14 protein-coding genes are annotated in these 14,173 nt (G+C 69.1%); 7 read left to right on the top strand and 7 right to left on the bottom strand.

Going from position 1 to position 14,173, the window contains the following annotated elements:
- Positions 1-69 precede the first annotated feature (69 nt).
- The 4 genes from JJ683_RS00420 to JJ683_RS00405 all read right to left on the bottom strand — a co-directional run bounded on the left by JJ683_RS00420 (position 70) and on the right by JJ683_RS00405 (position 5,002).
- Entirely contained in the window at positions 70-1,743 is a 1,674-nt protein-coding gene (locus tag JJ683_RS00420) for an ABC transporter substrate-binding protein (protein ID WP_200170713.1), read from the bottom strand.
- A gap of 166 nt (positions 1,744-1,909) precedes the next feature.
- Positions 1,910-3,124 carry a M20 metallopeptidase family protein gene (locus JJ683_RS00415; protein ID WP_242474275.1) on the bottom strand — a complete coding sequence of 405 codons (1,215 nt, stop codon included), beginning with the start codon at positions 3,122-3,124 and terminating at the stop codon, positions 1,910-1,912.
- Positions 3,121-3,891 (bottom strand): SDR family NAD(P)-dependent oxidoreductase, encoded by a 771-nt coding sequence (locus JJ683_RS00410; protein ID WP_200170712.1) that lies wholly within the window; start codon positions 3,889-3,891, stop codon positions 3,121-3,123. Before JJ683_RS00410 ends, JJ683_RS00415 begins: the two co-directional genes overlap by 4 nt.
- A gap of 193 nt (positions 3,892-4,084) precedes the next feature.
- Positions 4,085-5,002: a 3-oxoacyl-ACP reductase gene (locus JJ683_RS00405; protein WP_200170711.1), complete on the bottom strand. Its 918-nt coding sequence runs from the start codon at positions 5,000-5,002 to the stop codon at positions 4,085-4,087.
- Positions 5,003-5,202: 200 nt separating this feature from the next.
- Here JJ683_RS00405 and JJ683_RS00400 point away from each other — a divergent pair, with 200 nt between their 5' ends.
- The 6 genes from JJ683_RS00400 (at position 5,203) to JJ683_RS00375 (ending at position 10,897) form a co-directional block, all read left to right on the top strand.
- The gene (locus JJ683_RS00400; protein ID WP_307810607.1) at positions 5,203-5,739 is read left to right on the top strand and encodes a pyridoxamine 5'-phosphate oxidase family protein; all 537 of its coding nucleotides are present in this window, start codon (positions 5,203-5,205) and stop codon (positions 5,737-5,739) included.
- 5 nt (positions 5,740-5,744) lie between these two features.
- Entirely contained in the window at positions 5,745-6,575 is an 831-nt protein-coding gene (locus tag JJ683_RS00395; RefSeq protein WP_307810606.1) for an SIR2 family NAD-dependent protein deacylase, read from the top strand.
- A 547-nt stretch (positions 6,576-7,122) separates the two neighbouring features.
- Entirely contained in the window at positions 7,123-8,007 is an 885-nt protein-coding gene (locus JJ683_RS00390) for an IclR family transcriptional regulator (RefSeq protein WP_242474274.1), read from the top strand.
- 139 nt (positions 8,008-8,146) lie between these two features.
- Positions 8,147-9,025, top strand: a complete 879-nt coding sequence (locus JJ683_RS00385) for an alpha/beta fold hydrolase (RefSeq protein WP_200170710.1) — start codon at positions 8,147-8,149, stop codon at positions 9,023-9,025.
- 75 nt (positions 9,026-9,100) lie between these two features.
- Positions 9,101-10,279: an acyl-CoA dehydrogenase family protein gene (locus JJ683_RS00380; protein WP_200170709.1), complete on the top strand. Its 1,179-nt coding sequence runs from the start codon at positions 9,101-9,103 to the stop codon at positions 10,277-10,279.
- A 183-nt stretch (positions 10,280-10,462) separates the two neighbouring features.
- The gene (locus JJ683_RS00375; protein WP_307810605.1) at positions 10,463-10,897 is read left to right on the top strand and encodes a MarR family winged helix-turn-helix transcriptional regulator; all 435 of its coding nucleotides are present in this window, start codon (positions 10,463-10,465) and stop codon (positions 10,895-10,897) included.
- A 95-nt stretch (positions 10,898-10,992) separates the two neighbouring features.
- Here the strand turns inward: JJ683_RS00375 and JJ683_RS00370 are convergent, their stop codons facing one another.
- From JJ683_RS00370 to JJ683_RS00360, 3 genes are read right to left on the bottom strand one after another with little or no spacing between them, the layout of a single operon-like run.
- Positions 10,993-11,781: an SDR family NAD(P)-dependent oxidoreductase gene (locus JJ683_RS00370; RefSeq protein ID WP_200170708.1), complete on the bottom strand. Its 789-nt coding sequence runs from the start codon at positions 11,779-11,781 to the stop codon at positions 10,993-10,995.
- 54 nt (positions 11,782-11,835) lie between these two features.
- Complete coding sequence (locus JJ683_RS00365; protein ID WP_242474273.1) at positions 11,836-12,138, bottom strand: hypothetical protein; 303 nt, start codon at positions 12,136-12,138, stop codon at positions 11,836-11,838.
- Positions 12,139-12,142: 4 nt separating this feature from the next.
- Positions 12,143-13,288 carry a 3-ketosteroid-9-alpha-monooxygenase, oxygenase component gene (locus tag JJ683_RS00360; protein WP_200170707.1) on the bottom strand — a complete coding sequence of 382 codons (1,146 nt, stop codon included), beginning with the start codon at positions 13,286-13,288 and terminating at the stop codon, positions 12,143-12,145.
- A 245-nt stretch (positions 13,289-13,533) separates the two neighbouring features.
- Here JJ683_RS00360 and JJ683_RS00355 point away from each other — a divergent pair, with 245 nt between their 5' ends.
- Positions 13,534-14,172 carry a TetR/AcrR family transcriptional regulator gene (locus JJ683_RS00355; protein WP_200170706.1) on the top strand — a complete coding sequence of 213 codons (639 nt, stop codon included), beginning with the start codon at positions 13,534-13,536 and terminating at the stop codon, positions 14,170-14,172.
- Position 14,173 lies beyond the last annotated feature (1 nt).

Below are 14,173 nucleotides of genomic sequence, written 5' to 3'. Positions count from 1 at the left end.
ACTGCGCCCCGGCCGGAATTCCGGCCGGGGCGCAGTCATGTGTCATGCCGCGTCGTCAGGCGGTGATGATCACGACCCGCTCTTCCACGCGTCGCCCAGGAGCATGATCCCCGTGGCGGACGGCTCCACGCCGTGCACGTTCTTCAGCCAGGCGCGGATGGACGGCAACGCGCCGATCGGCGCAGACGGGACCGTCTCGTTCCAATGCTCCTGTATTTCGGCCATCACCTGGCGGGCGTCGTCCTCGGAGGCGGTGGAACGGAACTTCGCGATCAGCGCGTCCATCTGTTCGTCGGAGTAGCCGGCGGTGTTCGACGGCGAATCGCTTTGGAGCGTCCCCTGCAGGCCCAAGTCGGGAATCGACTCGTAGAAACCCAGCCCCGCGTGCGCCAGGTCGAAGTCGTGCTGCACGTAGACGCCGGTGATGATGTCGGCAGCGCTGGTGGCGCCGTGCATGTTCACCGTGAACCCCACGTTCTGCAACAGCGCCTGGACCGCCAGCGCGATGGCGTGGTCCTTCGGCTCGTTGAGGAACATGTAGTCCAGGGTGCCGTCGTAGCCGTCGGCCTTGGCCTCGCCCAGAAGCTTCCGGGCCTGATCGGGGTCGAAGGCGACGCCCGGCACGTCGGGGTGCCAGCGGGAGGTCTCCGCGAAGATGTCGGACGTCGGCATGCCCTCGCCGTTCTGGGCCCGCTGGTCGATCTGCTCCGGGTCCAAGGCCATGGCGATAGCCTTGCGCACCCGCACGTCCGCGCCCGGGCGTCCCTCGCGGTTGTTGATGATCTCGGCGCTGCCCGAGTTGAGGACGCTGATGTAGCCGGGATAGCCGGCGTCGACGACGTCCTGGATGGCCGGCGCGAGGCCGCGGATGTAGGCGAGGTCGAGTCCGCCGGACTTGAGCGAGTCGAAGTTCTCCTGCGGGCCGTTGAGTGCGACCATCCGGATCGTGTCGAGCGGCGGTGGTCCGCCCCAGTAATCGGGGTTGGCCTTGAGGATGCGCGCCTCGCCCGGGCGGAACTCCTGCTCGATGAAGGGGCCGGCGCCGATGGGCTTGAAGTCGTCGTCGCTTCCGGCCGTCGGCGCGACGACCATGCCATAGCCCAGGGCCAGCATCGACGGGAACCGGTGCCAGGGCGCTTTGAGCGTGATGGTGACGGTGCGCGGGTCGGTAGCGCTCGCGGACTCCACAGTCTGGTTCCACAGGCCGGCGTCGGCGCCGTTCTGCGCGGTGTACCGCTCGAAGCTCGCCACCACGGCCTGCGCGTCGAGAGGCGTGCCGTCGCTGAACTTCACGCCCTCGCGGAGCTTCAGCGTCCAGGTGACATCGTCGTCGGACGTGAGCGATTCGGCGAGCTGCGGGGTGAATTCACCGCTGTCCGGGTCGTACTTCATGAGCACGTCGTACACGGCGGCGGCCGCATCGCCGCCGGTCCCGCCGCGGCTTGCGCCCTGCTTGCCCGGGGTGAGCACGGGGGCCAACGCCTGGACGCCGTAGGTCAGCGTGCCCCCGCGCACCACGTCGCCCTCGTCCTTCGGCATGTTCACCAGCCCCGGTGTGAACGTGCCGGCACCATCGGAGGTCCCGTTCGAGGTGCCGCCGTCGGAGCCGGTGTCGCCACCGCCCCCGCTCGCACAGCCGGTGACGAGGACGGCCGCAGCGAGCGCCGCCAGGCCGGCGCGTCCGGCGAGCCGCACGCGGCGGGCGGGCGGCCGTCCGCCCGCCCTGTGGTCGTTCGATTTCATGAAGTCCTCCGCTTCGGGTGTGGACAGGTGTTCCCGTGGCCGGGAGTCGGCCTCATCCTCAGTGAGATTGTGACCCGGGACACCAACGGCTCCCGCCCAGCGGTATTTCCGGCGGGGCGTGCCGAGTGACACTGACGTCCGTCCTGCGGCGGGTGGCCGCCCGCGATCAGCCGTGGCGTTGCAGGGCGCGGACGGCGAGCCAGGCGAGCGCCGCGGACTGGGTGCCCAGGACGGCGTCGTCGAAGACGATGCGCGGCGAGTGATTGACCTCGCCGCGCGCCGATTCCGGCGGGTCGTCGGGCCTCGCGCCCAGGAAGAAGTACGTGCCAGGGACGCGTTGGAGGACCTTCGAGAAATCTTCGGAGCCCATGGCGGGGTAGGGCATCGCCACGAGCGACTCCGCGCCTACCAGCAGGGCCAGGTCGTCGACGGCGGCCGCCGTCTCCGCGGGGTCGTTGACGGTGACCGGATAGCCCAGGTCGAACTCCACCTCCGCGGTGCATCCGTGCGCGGCCGCGACGCCGTCCGCAGTCTCGCGGATGCGGTCGGGCAGTTGAGCTGCCGCTTCGGGGGAGACCATCCGGACCGTGCCCGCCATCTCGGCGGTGTCGGGGATGACGTTCAGCGCGTCGCCGGCGCGGACGCGGGTGATGCTGAGAACGACGGGGTCCAAGGCGGGGAAACGCCGTGTCACCATGGATTGCAGTGCGCCCACAAGCGCGGCGGCCGCGGGGATCGGATCATGCGCGGAGTGCGGTTGCGATCCGTGGCCGCCCGAGCCGCGGACGGTGATCCGCAGCTCCGCGGCCCCCGCCAGGATGGGCCCCGGCCGGGTGACGAAGGTGCCGCGGTCGAGGGGCCCCACGTGGACGGCGAACGCTGCCACGGGGGCGCCGCCCGCGGCGAGCACGCCCTCGTCCAGCATCACCTGCGCGCCGTCGTGACCTTCCTCGCCGGGTTGGAACATGAACACGATGGTCCCGGCGAGCGTGTCACGCGCGGCATGCAACAGCCGCGCGGCGCCGACGAGTCCGGCGGTGTGCAGGTCGTGGCCGCACGCGTGCATCGCGTCGTTGACCGACTTGTACTCCACGTCGGCAAGTTCGGCCACGGGCAGTGCATCCATATCGCCGCGCAGCAGCACCGTCGGACCGGGCCGGGCGCCGCGGAGCACGGCGACCACCGACGTCGTCGCCGTCCCACGCACGATTTCCAGGCCGGTGAGCCCGTCCAGGGCGCGCAGCACGGCCTGCTGCGTGCGGGGCAGGTGCAGACCGAGTTCGGGGTGGCGGTGCAGGTCGCGGCGCAGCGCCACCAGCGAGGGCAGCATTTCTTCCGCGTCCGCGAGCAGCTGTGCGGGGGCGGGGGCCGGCGCGATCAACGGAGCTTCTGGCTGCCGCCGTCGACCATGAGGGTCTGGCCGGTCATGTAGCCCGCGTCGTCGGAGGCGAGGAAGACGGCGACCGGGCCGATATCGTCCTCCGGGTCGCCGTAGCGCTGCATGGGCACCGCGGAGATCAGCTTCGACGCCGTATCCGGATGCTGCTCCATCCAGTGCGCGACGCCCTCGGTGGCGGCGAGTGGGCAGATGATGTTGACGTTGATGCCGTCGGCGGCCCATTCGTTGGCCGCCACCCGGCTCACCGCGCGGATCGCCTCCTTCGCAGCGACGTAGGACGCCTGCGTGCGCATGCCGTCCATCGCGGAACCGGAGCCGAAGTTGATCACCGAACCCGCAGCCTCCTTGAGGTGCGGGTAGGCGGCCTTCATCAGGCGCACGGCCGGTACGAAACCGGTGCTGAAGGACAACTCGAACATCTCCGCGGTGGTTTCCAGGAGCGGCGCCTGGCGTGACGCGTGCGCGTTGTTCACCAGCACGCCCACCCCGCCGAATTCGTCGACGGCCGCCGCGACGATGCGTTCGGCTCCGTCCTCGTCAGAGATGTCGATGTGGCGGAAGGCCGCCCGGCCCGGATGCCCGGCCGCAATGAGTTCATCCTGCACGGCCGCGCCGGCCTCGGCATTGATGTCGACGAACAGCACGTTCGCGCCCGCCTTGACGAAGGCGGTGGTGATGCCGCGGCCGATGCCGCCGGCGCCACCCGTGATGATCGCGGTCTTCCCCTGCAGGCGGTACTCGGCGCCCATGGTGTCTCCTCACCGTCGTCTGTGGTGCGTGCGTCCGGAATCCCCCGGGTAATATCCGTCACATATGACGCGCGGGACAAGTGTGAGTACCGGACAGCGGCGGCGTGCGGCGCGGTCGGGCGCCGGCCGGGCACGAAACCGACGATGCCCCGCAGACGCGCTCGGCCACGGGGCATCGTCAAGTGCGCCTGTGTCACTCCGTCTTGAGGGCGTCCTTCTCGATCGCCGCGAGGCTGTAGGCGGCGTAGGTGTCGTAGCGGTCGCGTCCCGCGAAGTAGGAGGACAGCTGCTCGTTCATCTCCTGCGGGGTGAACGTCCCGTCCGCGGCGACGAACTTGTGCTCGATCTTGGGCGAGTCCATCAACGTGACCATGTTGCCGTAGACGACGAACACCTGCCCGGTGATCTCGTGGGAGGCGGGCGAGGACAGGTACCGCACGAGAGTGCCGACGCGCTCGGGTGCGAGCGGATCGACGCCGGACGCGGTGTTCGCGTCGAAGGTGTCCGCCGTCATCTCCGTGCGTGCGCGGGGGCAGATCGCGTTGGCCTTGACCCCGTACTTGTGCATGCCGTTGGCCGTCGACAGGGTGAGCGCCACGATGCCCGCCTTGGCCGCACCGTAGTTGGGCTGGCCGGCAGGGCCGAACAGAAACGCCTCGGAGGCGGTGTTGACCACCCGGCCGTACACGGGCTGCCCGGTCTCCTTGGACAGGTTGCGCCAATGCACGGAGGCTGCATGCGAGGTGGCGGCGTGCCCCTTGAGGTGCACGCGCAGCACGTCGTCCCACTTGTCTTCGGTGAGGTTGAAGATCATGGTGTCGCGCGTGATTCCGGCATTGTTCACAAGGATGTCCATGGAACCGAAATGCGTGACGGCCGTGCCGATTATGGACTGTGCCAGCGGCCAGTCGGACACGTCGCCCTTCACCGCGACGGCCTCGCCGCCGGCGGAGACTATCTCGGAGACGACCTCGTCGGCCCGGTCGGTCATGTCGTTGATGACGACGGCGGCGCCGGCGTCGGCGAGTGCCAGCGCCTCGGACCTGCCCAGCCCGGCTCCCGCGCCGGTGACGACGGCGGCCTTGCCCGCCAAGCTCAGTTCGTCGGCCATGTCGGCTCCTGTCCTGTTACCAAACTGGATCACGTTCTACTACGTCGGCCGATGCTATGTCCTGGGCGTCGGGCGGTTCGCTTCGACGTCCAGTTATGCGGGGTGCGGCACGGCCTGAGTCCGTGTGGATGCGGCAAGTGTGATGTCGCCCATGTCCGTGCACCCATACACTCGCGGACGGACCGCGGGCGGCAATCCCCGTGAGTCGACCGGGACGATTCGACAGGCAGGCGCAGATGGTGGACGGGGACGGAAGCAACAGGGCGGCGGGCAGGCAGCGCCGCGGCCGGGCGATCGCGATGAGCGACGCGGAGCGGGACGGGTTCCTCGCCGCGGAACGGACCTGCCGGGTTGCGACGGTGGGCAAGGATGGGGCTCCGCATGTGAGCCCGCTCTGGTTCGGCTGGTCGGGCGGGGCGGTGTGGCTGTTCTCGATCACGAAGAGCAGGCGTTGGCGCGACCTCGAGCGCGATCCGCGCGTGTCCGTCGTAGTGGACGCGGGGGAGCAGTACGACGAGCTGCGCGGCGTCGAGGTCCACGGCCGTGCCGAGCAGGTGGGCGAGGTGCCGCGCAGTGCGGCACCGGACCCGGAGCTCATGGCGATCGAGCAGGTGTTCGCCGACAAGTACATGGGCGGGGCCTTCTATGCCGACGGTCGGCATGCGTGGCTGCGAATCGAGCCCGAGAAGATCGTGAGCTGGGACTTCCGCAAGCTGGCGGCGCTGCAGAGGAAGTGAGCGGCGTGGACGGAACGGTGGGCGGCGGGGCGCAGAAAGCGGATGGCGGGCTCGCGGCGGCGCTGCGCGCGGCGCGACGCGTGGTGGTGCTCACCGGGGCGGGCGCCTCCGCCGAGAGCGGGATCCCCACGTTCCGCGACGCTCTGACGGGGCTGTGGGAACGGTTCGATCCGGCCCGGTTGGCCACCCCGGAGGCGTTCGAGGCCGATCCAGGCCTGGTGTGGGGCTGGTACGTCTGGCGGCGTGAACAGATTGCGCGGTGCCGGCCCAACCCCGCGCACGACGCCGTGACCCGGCTGCAGCGCGCGGTCCGTGCGCGCGGAGGGACGGTGACGGTCGTGACGCAGAACGTCGACGACCTTCACGAACGAGCCGGGGCCGAGGATGTCGTCCACCTGCACGGCGCGATTGCGGCTTCGCGATGCTCGGTGTGCGGAGCGCCCGCGGAATCCGAAGCGGCGCCGGAGACACGGGCGGCCTCAGACACCGCCGGTCCGGAGATCCGGACCGGTGGCGCGCGCATCGCGCCGCCGGCGTGCCCCGTATGCGGCGGACCGGTACGCCCGTCCGTGGTGTGGTTCGGCGAGGCGCTGCCGAGGGGGGAGTGGCTGCGTGCGGAGGCTGCCGCCGCGCGCGCGGATCTGCTTCTGTCGGTCGGGACGTCGTCGACTGTGTACCCCGCGGCCGAGCTTCCGCACACAGCGGCGCGGGCCGGCGCGCGGATCGTCCAGGTCAACCCGTCGCCCACCGGGCTGGAATCGATCGTGCGCGACGATGTGCGTGCGCGGGCCGGTGCTGCGCTTCCCGGGCTGATCGACGCCGCCTTCGGCCGGTAGCAGTCCGGGCTTCGCCGTCCGTCGTGCAGCCTCGCTTCTCTTGCCGGGACGACTGGGATGCACGGGCGGTGCAACCTGCTTCCGGGTTCGTCTGTGCGCCCCGTCTTCGCCGTGCAGACTGGACGCGTAGGCGTGGCGTACGTCACGGCGCGGTTGTTCCATCCGATGTGCCGGGGTCGGTGCACGCCGGGGTCGGCTGAGGCCTGTACTCGGTGTGCGTGCTGCGTGACCGGCGGGTTTTCCGCCGTGGCGGCGGTATCGGTGAGTGGGAGCGTCCTGGCGTTTCCGGGCGGACACTGCATGCCCGTTGAATCGAGAGGTGGGTCACTGCTACAATTTGAGAATCAATTCCAATTCTGCGGTGTGGCACTTGCTGGCCCCGTCATGGTCCTCGACTTCATCGGCGTCTGTATCGGCGTCGGCGTCGGTGATATCGCCCGCGTCCCGCGACGCTGACGCGCGCAAGCGTCTGGCGGGGTACGCGGTTCGAAGGCGGAGCCGGCCCGTCCACCACGGATTGCAACGCCGTCACCCGATGGAGGCACCGATGTCATCTGTGGACACCCGTTCGTTCGAGGCCGCCCCGCGCCCTGCCGACGAGAAGAAGCCCCTGCCGCCGTCGATGGTCGAACGCATGACGCTGATCCTCGACGCGTTCGACCGGCGCTCGAGCCGTCTCAACCTCGAAGAAGTCGCGCAGCGCACCCGGCTTCCGCGCTCGACGGCGCACCGGATCCTCGACCAGCTCGTCAAGCTCGACTGGCTGGACCACGGCTCGCTCGGCTACGGATTGGGCAGGCGTGCGCTGGGCTTCGGTGACAGCGGAAACAATCATGCGGAGCTGCGCAGTGTTGCCAACCCGTACCTGCACGAGCTGCACATGCGCACCGGCATGGTCGTGCACCTGTCGGCGCTCGACGGCTCCGACGAGATCTTCCTCGACAAGATCGGCGGCCGTTTCGCGGGCAAGCTGGCCTCGAAGGTCGGCGGCCGCAGCGGCGCCCATTGGAACAGCGGAGGCCGTGCCATGCTCGCCGCGCTCACGCCCGAGGAGGTCGACGACCTGGTGGGCGATCGCGTCCGGTCGCACCGCGGCGAGGGCGGCTGGGCGCTTCCGGAGCTCCATCAGGAGCTCAACCGGATCCGGCAGCAATATGGCCTGTCGATAGACCGCTCCGGACGCCGGTCGATGGGGCTGATCAGCGTGGGTGCGGCCGTCGTGGGCCCCGAGGGGCCGGAGGCCGCGGTGTGCCTGTGCCCGCCGTCGAACACGGTGCCACTCGAGCGTTACGCGCCGCTGGTGCTGGCCACCACGCGCGAGATCACCGACGAGCTCTACCCGGAGATGCAGCGCCTCGGCGCGCAGCGCGGAGGACGCTCCGGTGCGCCCCGTGTCGCCGGCGGCCACCGGCACGTCCTGCGCACGGCCTGATCCGACCGGTCGGGTGTTCCGGTGATCGGGACGCCCGCATCCCGTCGCGTTGCCCGGCGATAATTTCCGGTATGTGCAGAGGAAGTTGCGGCAAGCACTCATGATCGGGCCAGGCGCCTCGAGGACGGGAGCACACTAGATGGTGGACGTCGATTACGAGGGTTCCCGCAGGGAACTGCAGACCGATGCGGGGGTGCTGCGCTACCACGAAATGGGCGACGGACCGCCGTTGTTGCTGCTGCACGGCTCGGGGCCCGGCGTCACCGGATGGCAGAACTACCGCGGTGTGGTGGGCGAGCTCGGCGAGCGGTTCCGCTGCCTGGTCCTGGAGTTCCCCGGATTCGGCGTGTCCGACCCCGGGGAGGGGCATCCGATGAAGATGGCCGGTGCGTCCGTCGGCCGCTTCCTCGACGGGCTCGGGCTGGGCGAGGTGGACGTCGTCGGAAACTCGATGGGCGGCATCGTAGCGGTGAATGTGGCGATCGCCGCGCCACAGCGTGTTCGTCGCCTGGTCACCGTCGGCGGCCCCGGCAAGGCCCTGTTCAGCCACGGCCCCAGCGAGGGGATCAAGCTGCTGTGCGAGTTCACGGACAATCCCACCAGGGAAGGCCTCGTCCGGTGGCTGCACTCGATGGTCTACGACCCGGCGGTGGTCACCGATGAGCTGATCGAAGAGCGCTGGCGGCTGGCCACCGACCCGACCACCCTCGCGATCGCCAAGCGCATGTACAGCACCGAGGCGTTCGCCGCCACGATGGCGGCGGCGAGGAACTCGTCGGTGCCGCCGTACTGGTCGCGGCTCGACAAGGTGCAGGCGCCGACGCTGCTCACCTGGGGGCGCGACGACCGCGTCAGCCCGCTCGATATGGCGCTGCTGCCGATGCGGGACATCCCGCGCGCCGAGCTGCACGTGATCCCCGACTGCGGGCACTGGACCATGATCGAGGCGCGTGAGGCATGGTTGTCTGCGGCACTCGCGTTCCTCACCCGTCCGGAATCGGCCGACCGGCTGCCCTGACGAACCCGGGCGCGTTGCGGGGGCCGCAGCGCGCCGAATAGAACAAGCGACCAACCGATCCGGAATCGAGGAAATATGACCAAGGCGCTCGACTACATAATGGAACGCGCGGACGAGATCCGCGCGAACGCCGCCGAAAACGAGAAGCTGATGCGCGTCGCCGACCCGTCGGCCGACGTCCTGCGCAAGTCCGGGATCATGCGTCTGCTCCAGCCCAAGACGCACGGCGGCGACGAAGCGCACCCGCGCGAGTTCGCCGAGTCCGTCATGGCCACCGCCGCGCTGGACGGCGCCACCGGCTGGCTCGGCGGCATCGTCGGCGTGCACCCGTGGGAGCTCGCCGTGGCGGACCCCAAGGTGCAGGAGGAGATCTGGGGCGAGGACCCGGACGTCTGGATGGCGTCGCCGTACGCGCCGATGGGCGTCGCGGTGCCCACTGACGGCGGGTTCATCCTCAATGGCCGGTGGTCCTTCTCTTCGGGGACCGACCACTGCCGCTGGCTGTTCATCGGCGCCATGGTGGGCGACAAGGACGGCAAGCCGCTGATGCCGCCGCAGATGATGCATGTGCTGGTGCCGTGGGGCGACTACGAGATCGATCACGAGAGCTGGGACGTCGTGGGTCTGCGCGGCACCGGCAGCAAGGATGTGGTGGTCAAGAACGCCTTCATCCCCACCCACCGCACGCTGGACGCGCCCAAGGTGATGAGCGGCGAGGCGGCCAAGGAGATGGGCCTGACGCAGACGCTCTACAACATGCCGTACTGGAACGTCTTCCCGCTGGGCATCACGGCGGCCGTGATCGGCATCGCCGAAGGCGCCATGAACGCGCATGTCGAGGCGCAGAAGAACCGCGTGGCGATCACCGGCCAGCCCATCAAGGAGGACCCGTACGTCCTCTACGCCATCAGTGAAGCGGCCGCGGAGATCCAGGCGTCGCGTACGGCCCTCCTCGAGACCACCTGCCGCTTCTACGACAAGGTGGACGCAGGCAAGGAGGTCACCTTCGAGGAGCGGGCCATCGGCCGGCGCACCCAGATCCGGGCGGCGCACCGGGCAGTGCGCGCCGTCGACGAGATCATGGACCGTTCAGGCGGCGGCGCGCTGCACCTGCGCCACCCGCTGCAGCGGTTCTGGCGCGACGCGCACGCCGGCGTGGTGCACGCGGTGCACGTACCCGGCCAGATCTACCATGCGAGCGCATTCACCCAGCTCGGCGGCGAGCCGCAGGGCAGGATGGCCAGCCAGATCTGACCGCAGCACACCGCATTCCCGCCGGCTTTCCAGAACGGCGACCTGCGCCGCGCCCCGCCTCACCGCAGGCAGGGGCGCGGCGTCGCCGCGTGGAGGGGCGCGAGCAGCGTGCCGACCAGTGGGGACTGCCCGCTAAGTCATGAATAGGCCACGGCGATGGTGGGCGCTGCCTACGATTGACCTGTGACCCGGCAACTCTCGGAGTGGAGCATCGGACGCCTGCTGATGACAGCGTCCCGGCTGATGCAGCATGCCTGGGAGCAGTTGCTGCGCCAGCACGGAGTCAGCCATGCCGGGTTCGTCATCCTCGAGAGCCTGCAGGAGGGTCCGCTTCCGCAGCGCAGCGTCGCGCGCTACTGCCTGGTGACAGACCAGACCATCAGCCGCAGCATCGAAAGGCTCGAGCGGCACGGCATGGTCACGCGGGCCACCGACCCGCAGGACGAGCGGCGCCAACTGGTCACCATCACTGAGCGCGGCCGGGATCTGCACACGCGAATCACAGAGCGGGTGGAATCGGACCCGCTCATCACCGGGGCCATCAAGGATGCGGACCAGTTCCGCGAGTCGCTGCTCGAGGTGATAGCAAGCCTGGAGGGCAAGTACGACCAACGCTGAATGCGCGCGACGATGCGGCGGGGAGGCCGCGCAGGATCCTCCCCGCCGCATCGTCGGGCACTACCGGTGTGCTCCGCGCTGCGCTACGCCTGCGGTCAGCGGCCCATGAGCTTGCGCAGCGCAGCGGCGTGCCCGGCGACGATCTTGTCGCGGGGGAAGCCGGACTGCAGTTCGGCGCCCTTCTGATTGCCGTCGGCGACCCATACGGGGCCGTCGGCGATGTGCTCGAGGCCTTCACGCGCAACGGTGAGCGGATCGGACACTCGCATGCCGGGCACGTCGAAGTTCAACCCGGCGCGCTCCATCGCGGGGGTGCGGGTGACGCCCAGCACCAGTTGCAGCACGTCCACTCCGTGGTCCTTCATCTCCAGCCAAAGGCCCTCGGTGAAGATGCGGCTGAACGCCTTCGACGCCGAGTAGATGCTCTGCTGTTCAGAGCCCAGGTAACCGGACAGGGACCCCAGCAGAATGATGCCGCCTCGGCCACGGTCGGCCATCGGCTTGCCGTAGAGCTGCGCCAGCTCGAGTTGGCGGTCGACGTTGAGCGTGATGACCCCGCGGAAGCCGTCCATATTGCCGGTGACGAACTCGTGCCCGTAGGTGTTGGCGCCGGCATTGAAGATGAGCAGGCCCACCTCCAGCCCCTCGGTGACAGCGGCGATGTGGGCCACGGCGTCGTCGGTGAGAAGATCCTGCGCGAGCGTCCGCACTTCGACACCATGCTTGCGGACCGCCTCGGCGGTCTCCTCGAGCGGGCCTGCCTTGCGGGCGACGAGGACGAGGTTGACGCCGGCCCGGGCGAGCTCGTCGGCGAACGCGGCGCCCACGCCCTCGGAGCCTCCGGCGATGACTGCCCAGGGGCCGTATTTGTTCGTGTCGATCATCGTTGAATGAGTCCTTTTCTTGAGGTGGCGGGGAGCGGTCGCCGGGCCGGGCGGTCAGTCGTCTCGGCGCTCGGTGGCCGCCTCGCCGGGCGAACCCAATCCTGGAATGGTGCGTTCGTCGTCGTCCTCAGGTACGGCGAGCCTGCGCTCGACCACGGCGCGTTCGATGCTCGCGCGCAGCGCGGGGCACGAGTGCGCCTCCGGATCCAGACGCTTGGCCTCGGACGCCGCCGACTGCAGGAGCTCGCAGTTCTGGGCGGCCGTGCCGTTCCACTGCACGGAAGTCTGGTGGAAGCTGGACTTGTGCACCAGCACCTCGGTGCCGCAGCGGTCGCAGCTGACGGGATGGAAGTCCATCGCTCTACCCCTGCGCCCCGGCGGTCTCGCGGGCGGCCATGTTCTCGGCGATCTGCGCGCGCCACGACTTCATCGGCTTCGAGGTGTCGATCTCGAACTCGAAGCGGTCGGTCATCTCGGCGGTCACGTCCGCACGGTCCACGTAGAACTGCTCGTACCAGCGGCGCAGCTGGTAGACGGGGCCGTCCTCCTCGCTCAACAGCGGGTTGTCGATGCGCGTCTTGGACCGCCAGATGGCCACATCCTGCTCGAAGCCCTTGGTGATGAACTCGACGTTGGTGGCGGCGATCTTCTCGGCCTTGCCGGCCGGGATGTCCGCGGTCTTGCGCACCGTCGCGCCGTACATCAGAACGAACCGGTCCGGGCCGACCGGGTAGTGGCAGTTGACGAGCTTGGTCTCCACGTCGAAGTCCGCGTAGTGGTAGCACAGCTCGTCGACCATGAACGACGGTCCGTAGTAGGAGGCCACAGACGAGTTGCCTTGCGCCACGTGGGCGACGTTGGTGCCCGGCGGAATCATGTCCTCACGGCCCTCGCCGTTCATGTACTGGGTGGCGGTGACGCCCTCGAAGACGTTCTTGAAGTAGGTCGGCAGCGCGTAGTGGACGTAGAAGAAGTGCGCCATGTCCACCACGTTGTCGACGATCTCGCGGCAGTTGGTGTCGATGGTGATCGTCTTCCACTGCCACTCGGTCCACTCGTCGTCGCCGGTGCGGATGACGGGGATGTAGTCCTCCGGCTTGCCGCCCTCGGGGTCGTTCCACACGAACAACAGGCCGTCGCGCTCGAGCGTGGTCCAGGCCTGGGTGCGGGCGCGCATGGGCACGCGCTTGGCGTAGGGGATGTCCTTGCACTTGCCGTCGCCGCCCCAGCGCCAGTCGTGGAACGGGCACGCGATCTCGTCGCCCTTGATCGTGCCCTGCGACAGGTCGCCGCCCATGTGCCGGCAGTACGAGTCGAGCACGTTGAGCTCGCCCTGGGTGTCCTGCCACACGACGAGCTTGCCGCCGAACGCCTCCACGGAGTGGGGCTTGCCGTCGCGGTATTCCTGGGCGAGGCCCAGGCAGTGCCAGCCACGGGCGAACCGCTCCGGGGCAGGGCCGGACTCGATCATGCGGGCCGAGTTGGCGCCGTCTGCGGTGATAGTCATGACGTCCGTCCTCGATATAGGTTTACTGAGTTACCGTCACGGTATGGCGGCACCCATACGCGCTGGTAGCCCTTCCCGGACAGCGAGACCTCCGCGCCGCCGGCGAGTCCGGTTTCCGGTGAGCGGACGTGCGATCGGCGCGGAAAATGCGTTTGTCACACGATGGCGTGGCCGGAGTCACCGCGGAAGGTTCCTGACGGGGCGGTCGGCGCACGGATGACGACGGAAATGGGGTGCGGAGGGGAATGCCACGTATAGCCGAGGCGCGTGTGCCCGCCGAGCCGAGCTCGAAGCTGCAGTGGGAGAAATACCGCCGCATGCTCGACACGGCCACAGAGCTGGCCGAGGAGAAAGAGTTCGAACGCGTGCAGATGCACGACGTGGCGAAGCAGGCGGGGATCGCCATCGGCACCTTGTACCGGTACTTCCCGTCGAAGACGCACCTGTTCGTCGGCGTCATGGCGCGCGAGGTCGAGGACATGCGCTCGAGCTACCGGGTGGCCGCCGACCCCTGCCAATCACCGCAGGAGGCGGTGGCGGTGCTCTCCACGCGAGCGCTCCGGGCGCTCATGCGCAGGCCTTTGCTCGCTTCGGCGATGGTGCGGTCGATCAACACGGCGCGTGTGGACACGGTGCTCGACTCGGCGCGGGTCGATGCGGCGTTCGACGACGCGGTTCTGGAGGCCGCGCGTATCGACACACCGACCGAGCATGATGAACAATTGCTGCGTCTGCTCAACCAGCAGTGGCTGGGCGTGCTGCAGTCGTGCCTCAACGGGCATGTCACCCAGAAGACCGCCGAGGTGGACCTGCAGGCGTTCTGCCGGATCCTGCTCCGATCGCTGTCCAGCGCAGTCGCATGGCGGGAGACCCACAGTGATTGAC

Origin of the sequence: Tomitella cavernea (genome assembly GCF_016599145.1) — a bacterium.
In the GTDB taxonomy this organism is placed as follows: domain Bacteria; phylum Actinomycetota; class Actinomycetes; order Mycobacteriales; family Mycobacteriaceae; genus Tomitella; species Tomitella cavernae.
The sequence above is the reverse complement of the archived record's forward strand: the minus strand, read 5'-3'. Positions and strand labels throughout refer to the sequence as shown.

What these genes read in the sequence shown, in the direction of transcription:
- JJ683_RS00420 (WP_200170713.1), bottom strand. Translation starts at nt 1,743, where the DNA reads ATGAAATCGAACGACCACAGGGCGGGCGGACGGCCGCCCGCCCGCCGC.
- JJ683_RS00410 (WP_200170712.1), bottom strand. Translation starts at nt 3,891, where the DNA reads ATGGGCGCCGAGTACCGCCTGCAGGGGAAGACCGCGATCATCACGGGT.
- JJ683_RS00405 (WP_200170711.1), bottom strand. Translation starts at nt 5,002, where the DNA reads ATGGCCGACGAACTGAGCTTGGCGGGCAAGGCCGCCGTCGTCACCGGC.
- JJ683_RS00390 (WP_242474274.1), top strand. Translation starts at nt 7,123, where the DNA reads ATGTCATCTGTGGACACCCGTTCGTTCGAGGCCGCCCCGCGCCCTGCC.
- JJ683_RS00385 (WP_200170710.1), top strand. Translation starts at nt 8,147, where the DNA reads ATGGTGGACGTCGATTACGAGGGTTCCCGCAGGGAACTGCAGACCGAT.
- JJ683_RS00380 (WP_200170709.1), top strand. Translation starts at nt 9,101, where the DNA reads ATGACCAAGGCGCTCGACTACATAATGGAACGCGCGGACGAGATCCGC.
- JJ683_RS00370 (WP_200170708.1), bottom strand. Translation starts at nt 11,781, where the DNA reads ATGATCGACACGAACAAATACGGCCCCTGGGCAGTCATCGCCGGAGGC.
- JJ683_RS00365 (WP_242474273.1), bottom strand. Translation starts at nt 12,138, where the DNA reads ATGGACTTCCATCCCGTCAGCTGCGACCGCTGCGGCACCGAGGTGCTG.
- JJ683_RS00360 (WP_200170707.1), bottom strand. Translation starts at nt 13,288, where the DNA reads ATGACTATCACCGCAGACGGCGCCAACTCGGCCCGCATGATCGAGTCC.
- JJ683_RS00355 (WP_200170706.1), top strand. Translation starts at nt 13,534, where the DNA reads ATGCCACGTATAGCCGAGGCGCGTGTGCCCGCCGAGCCGAGCTCGAAG.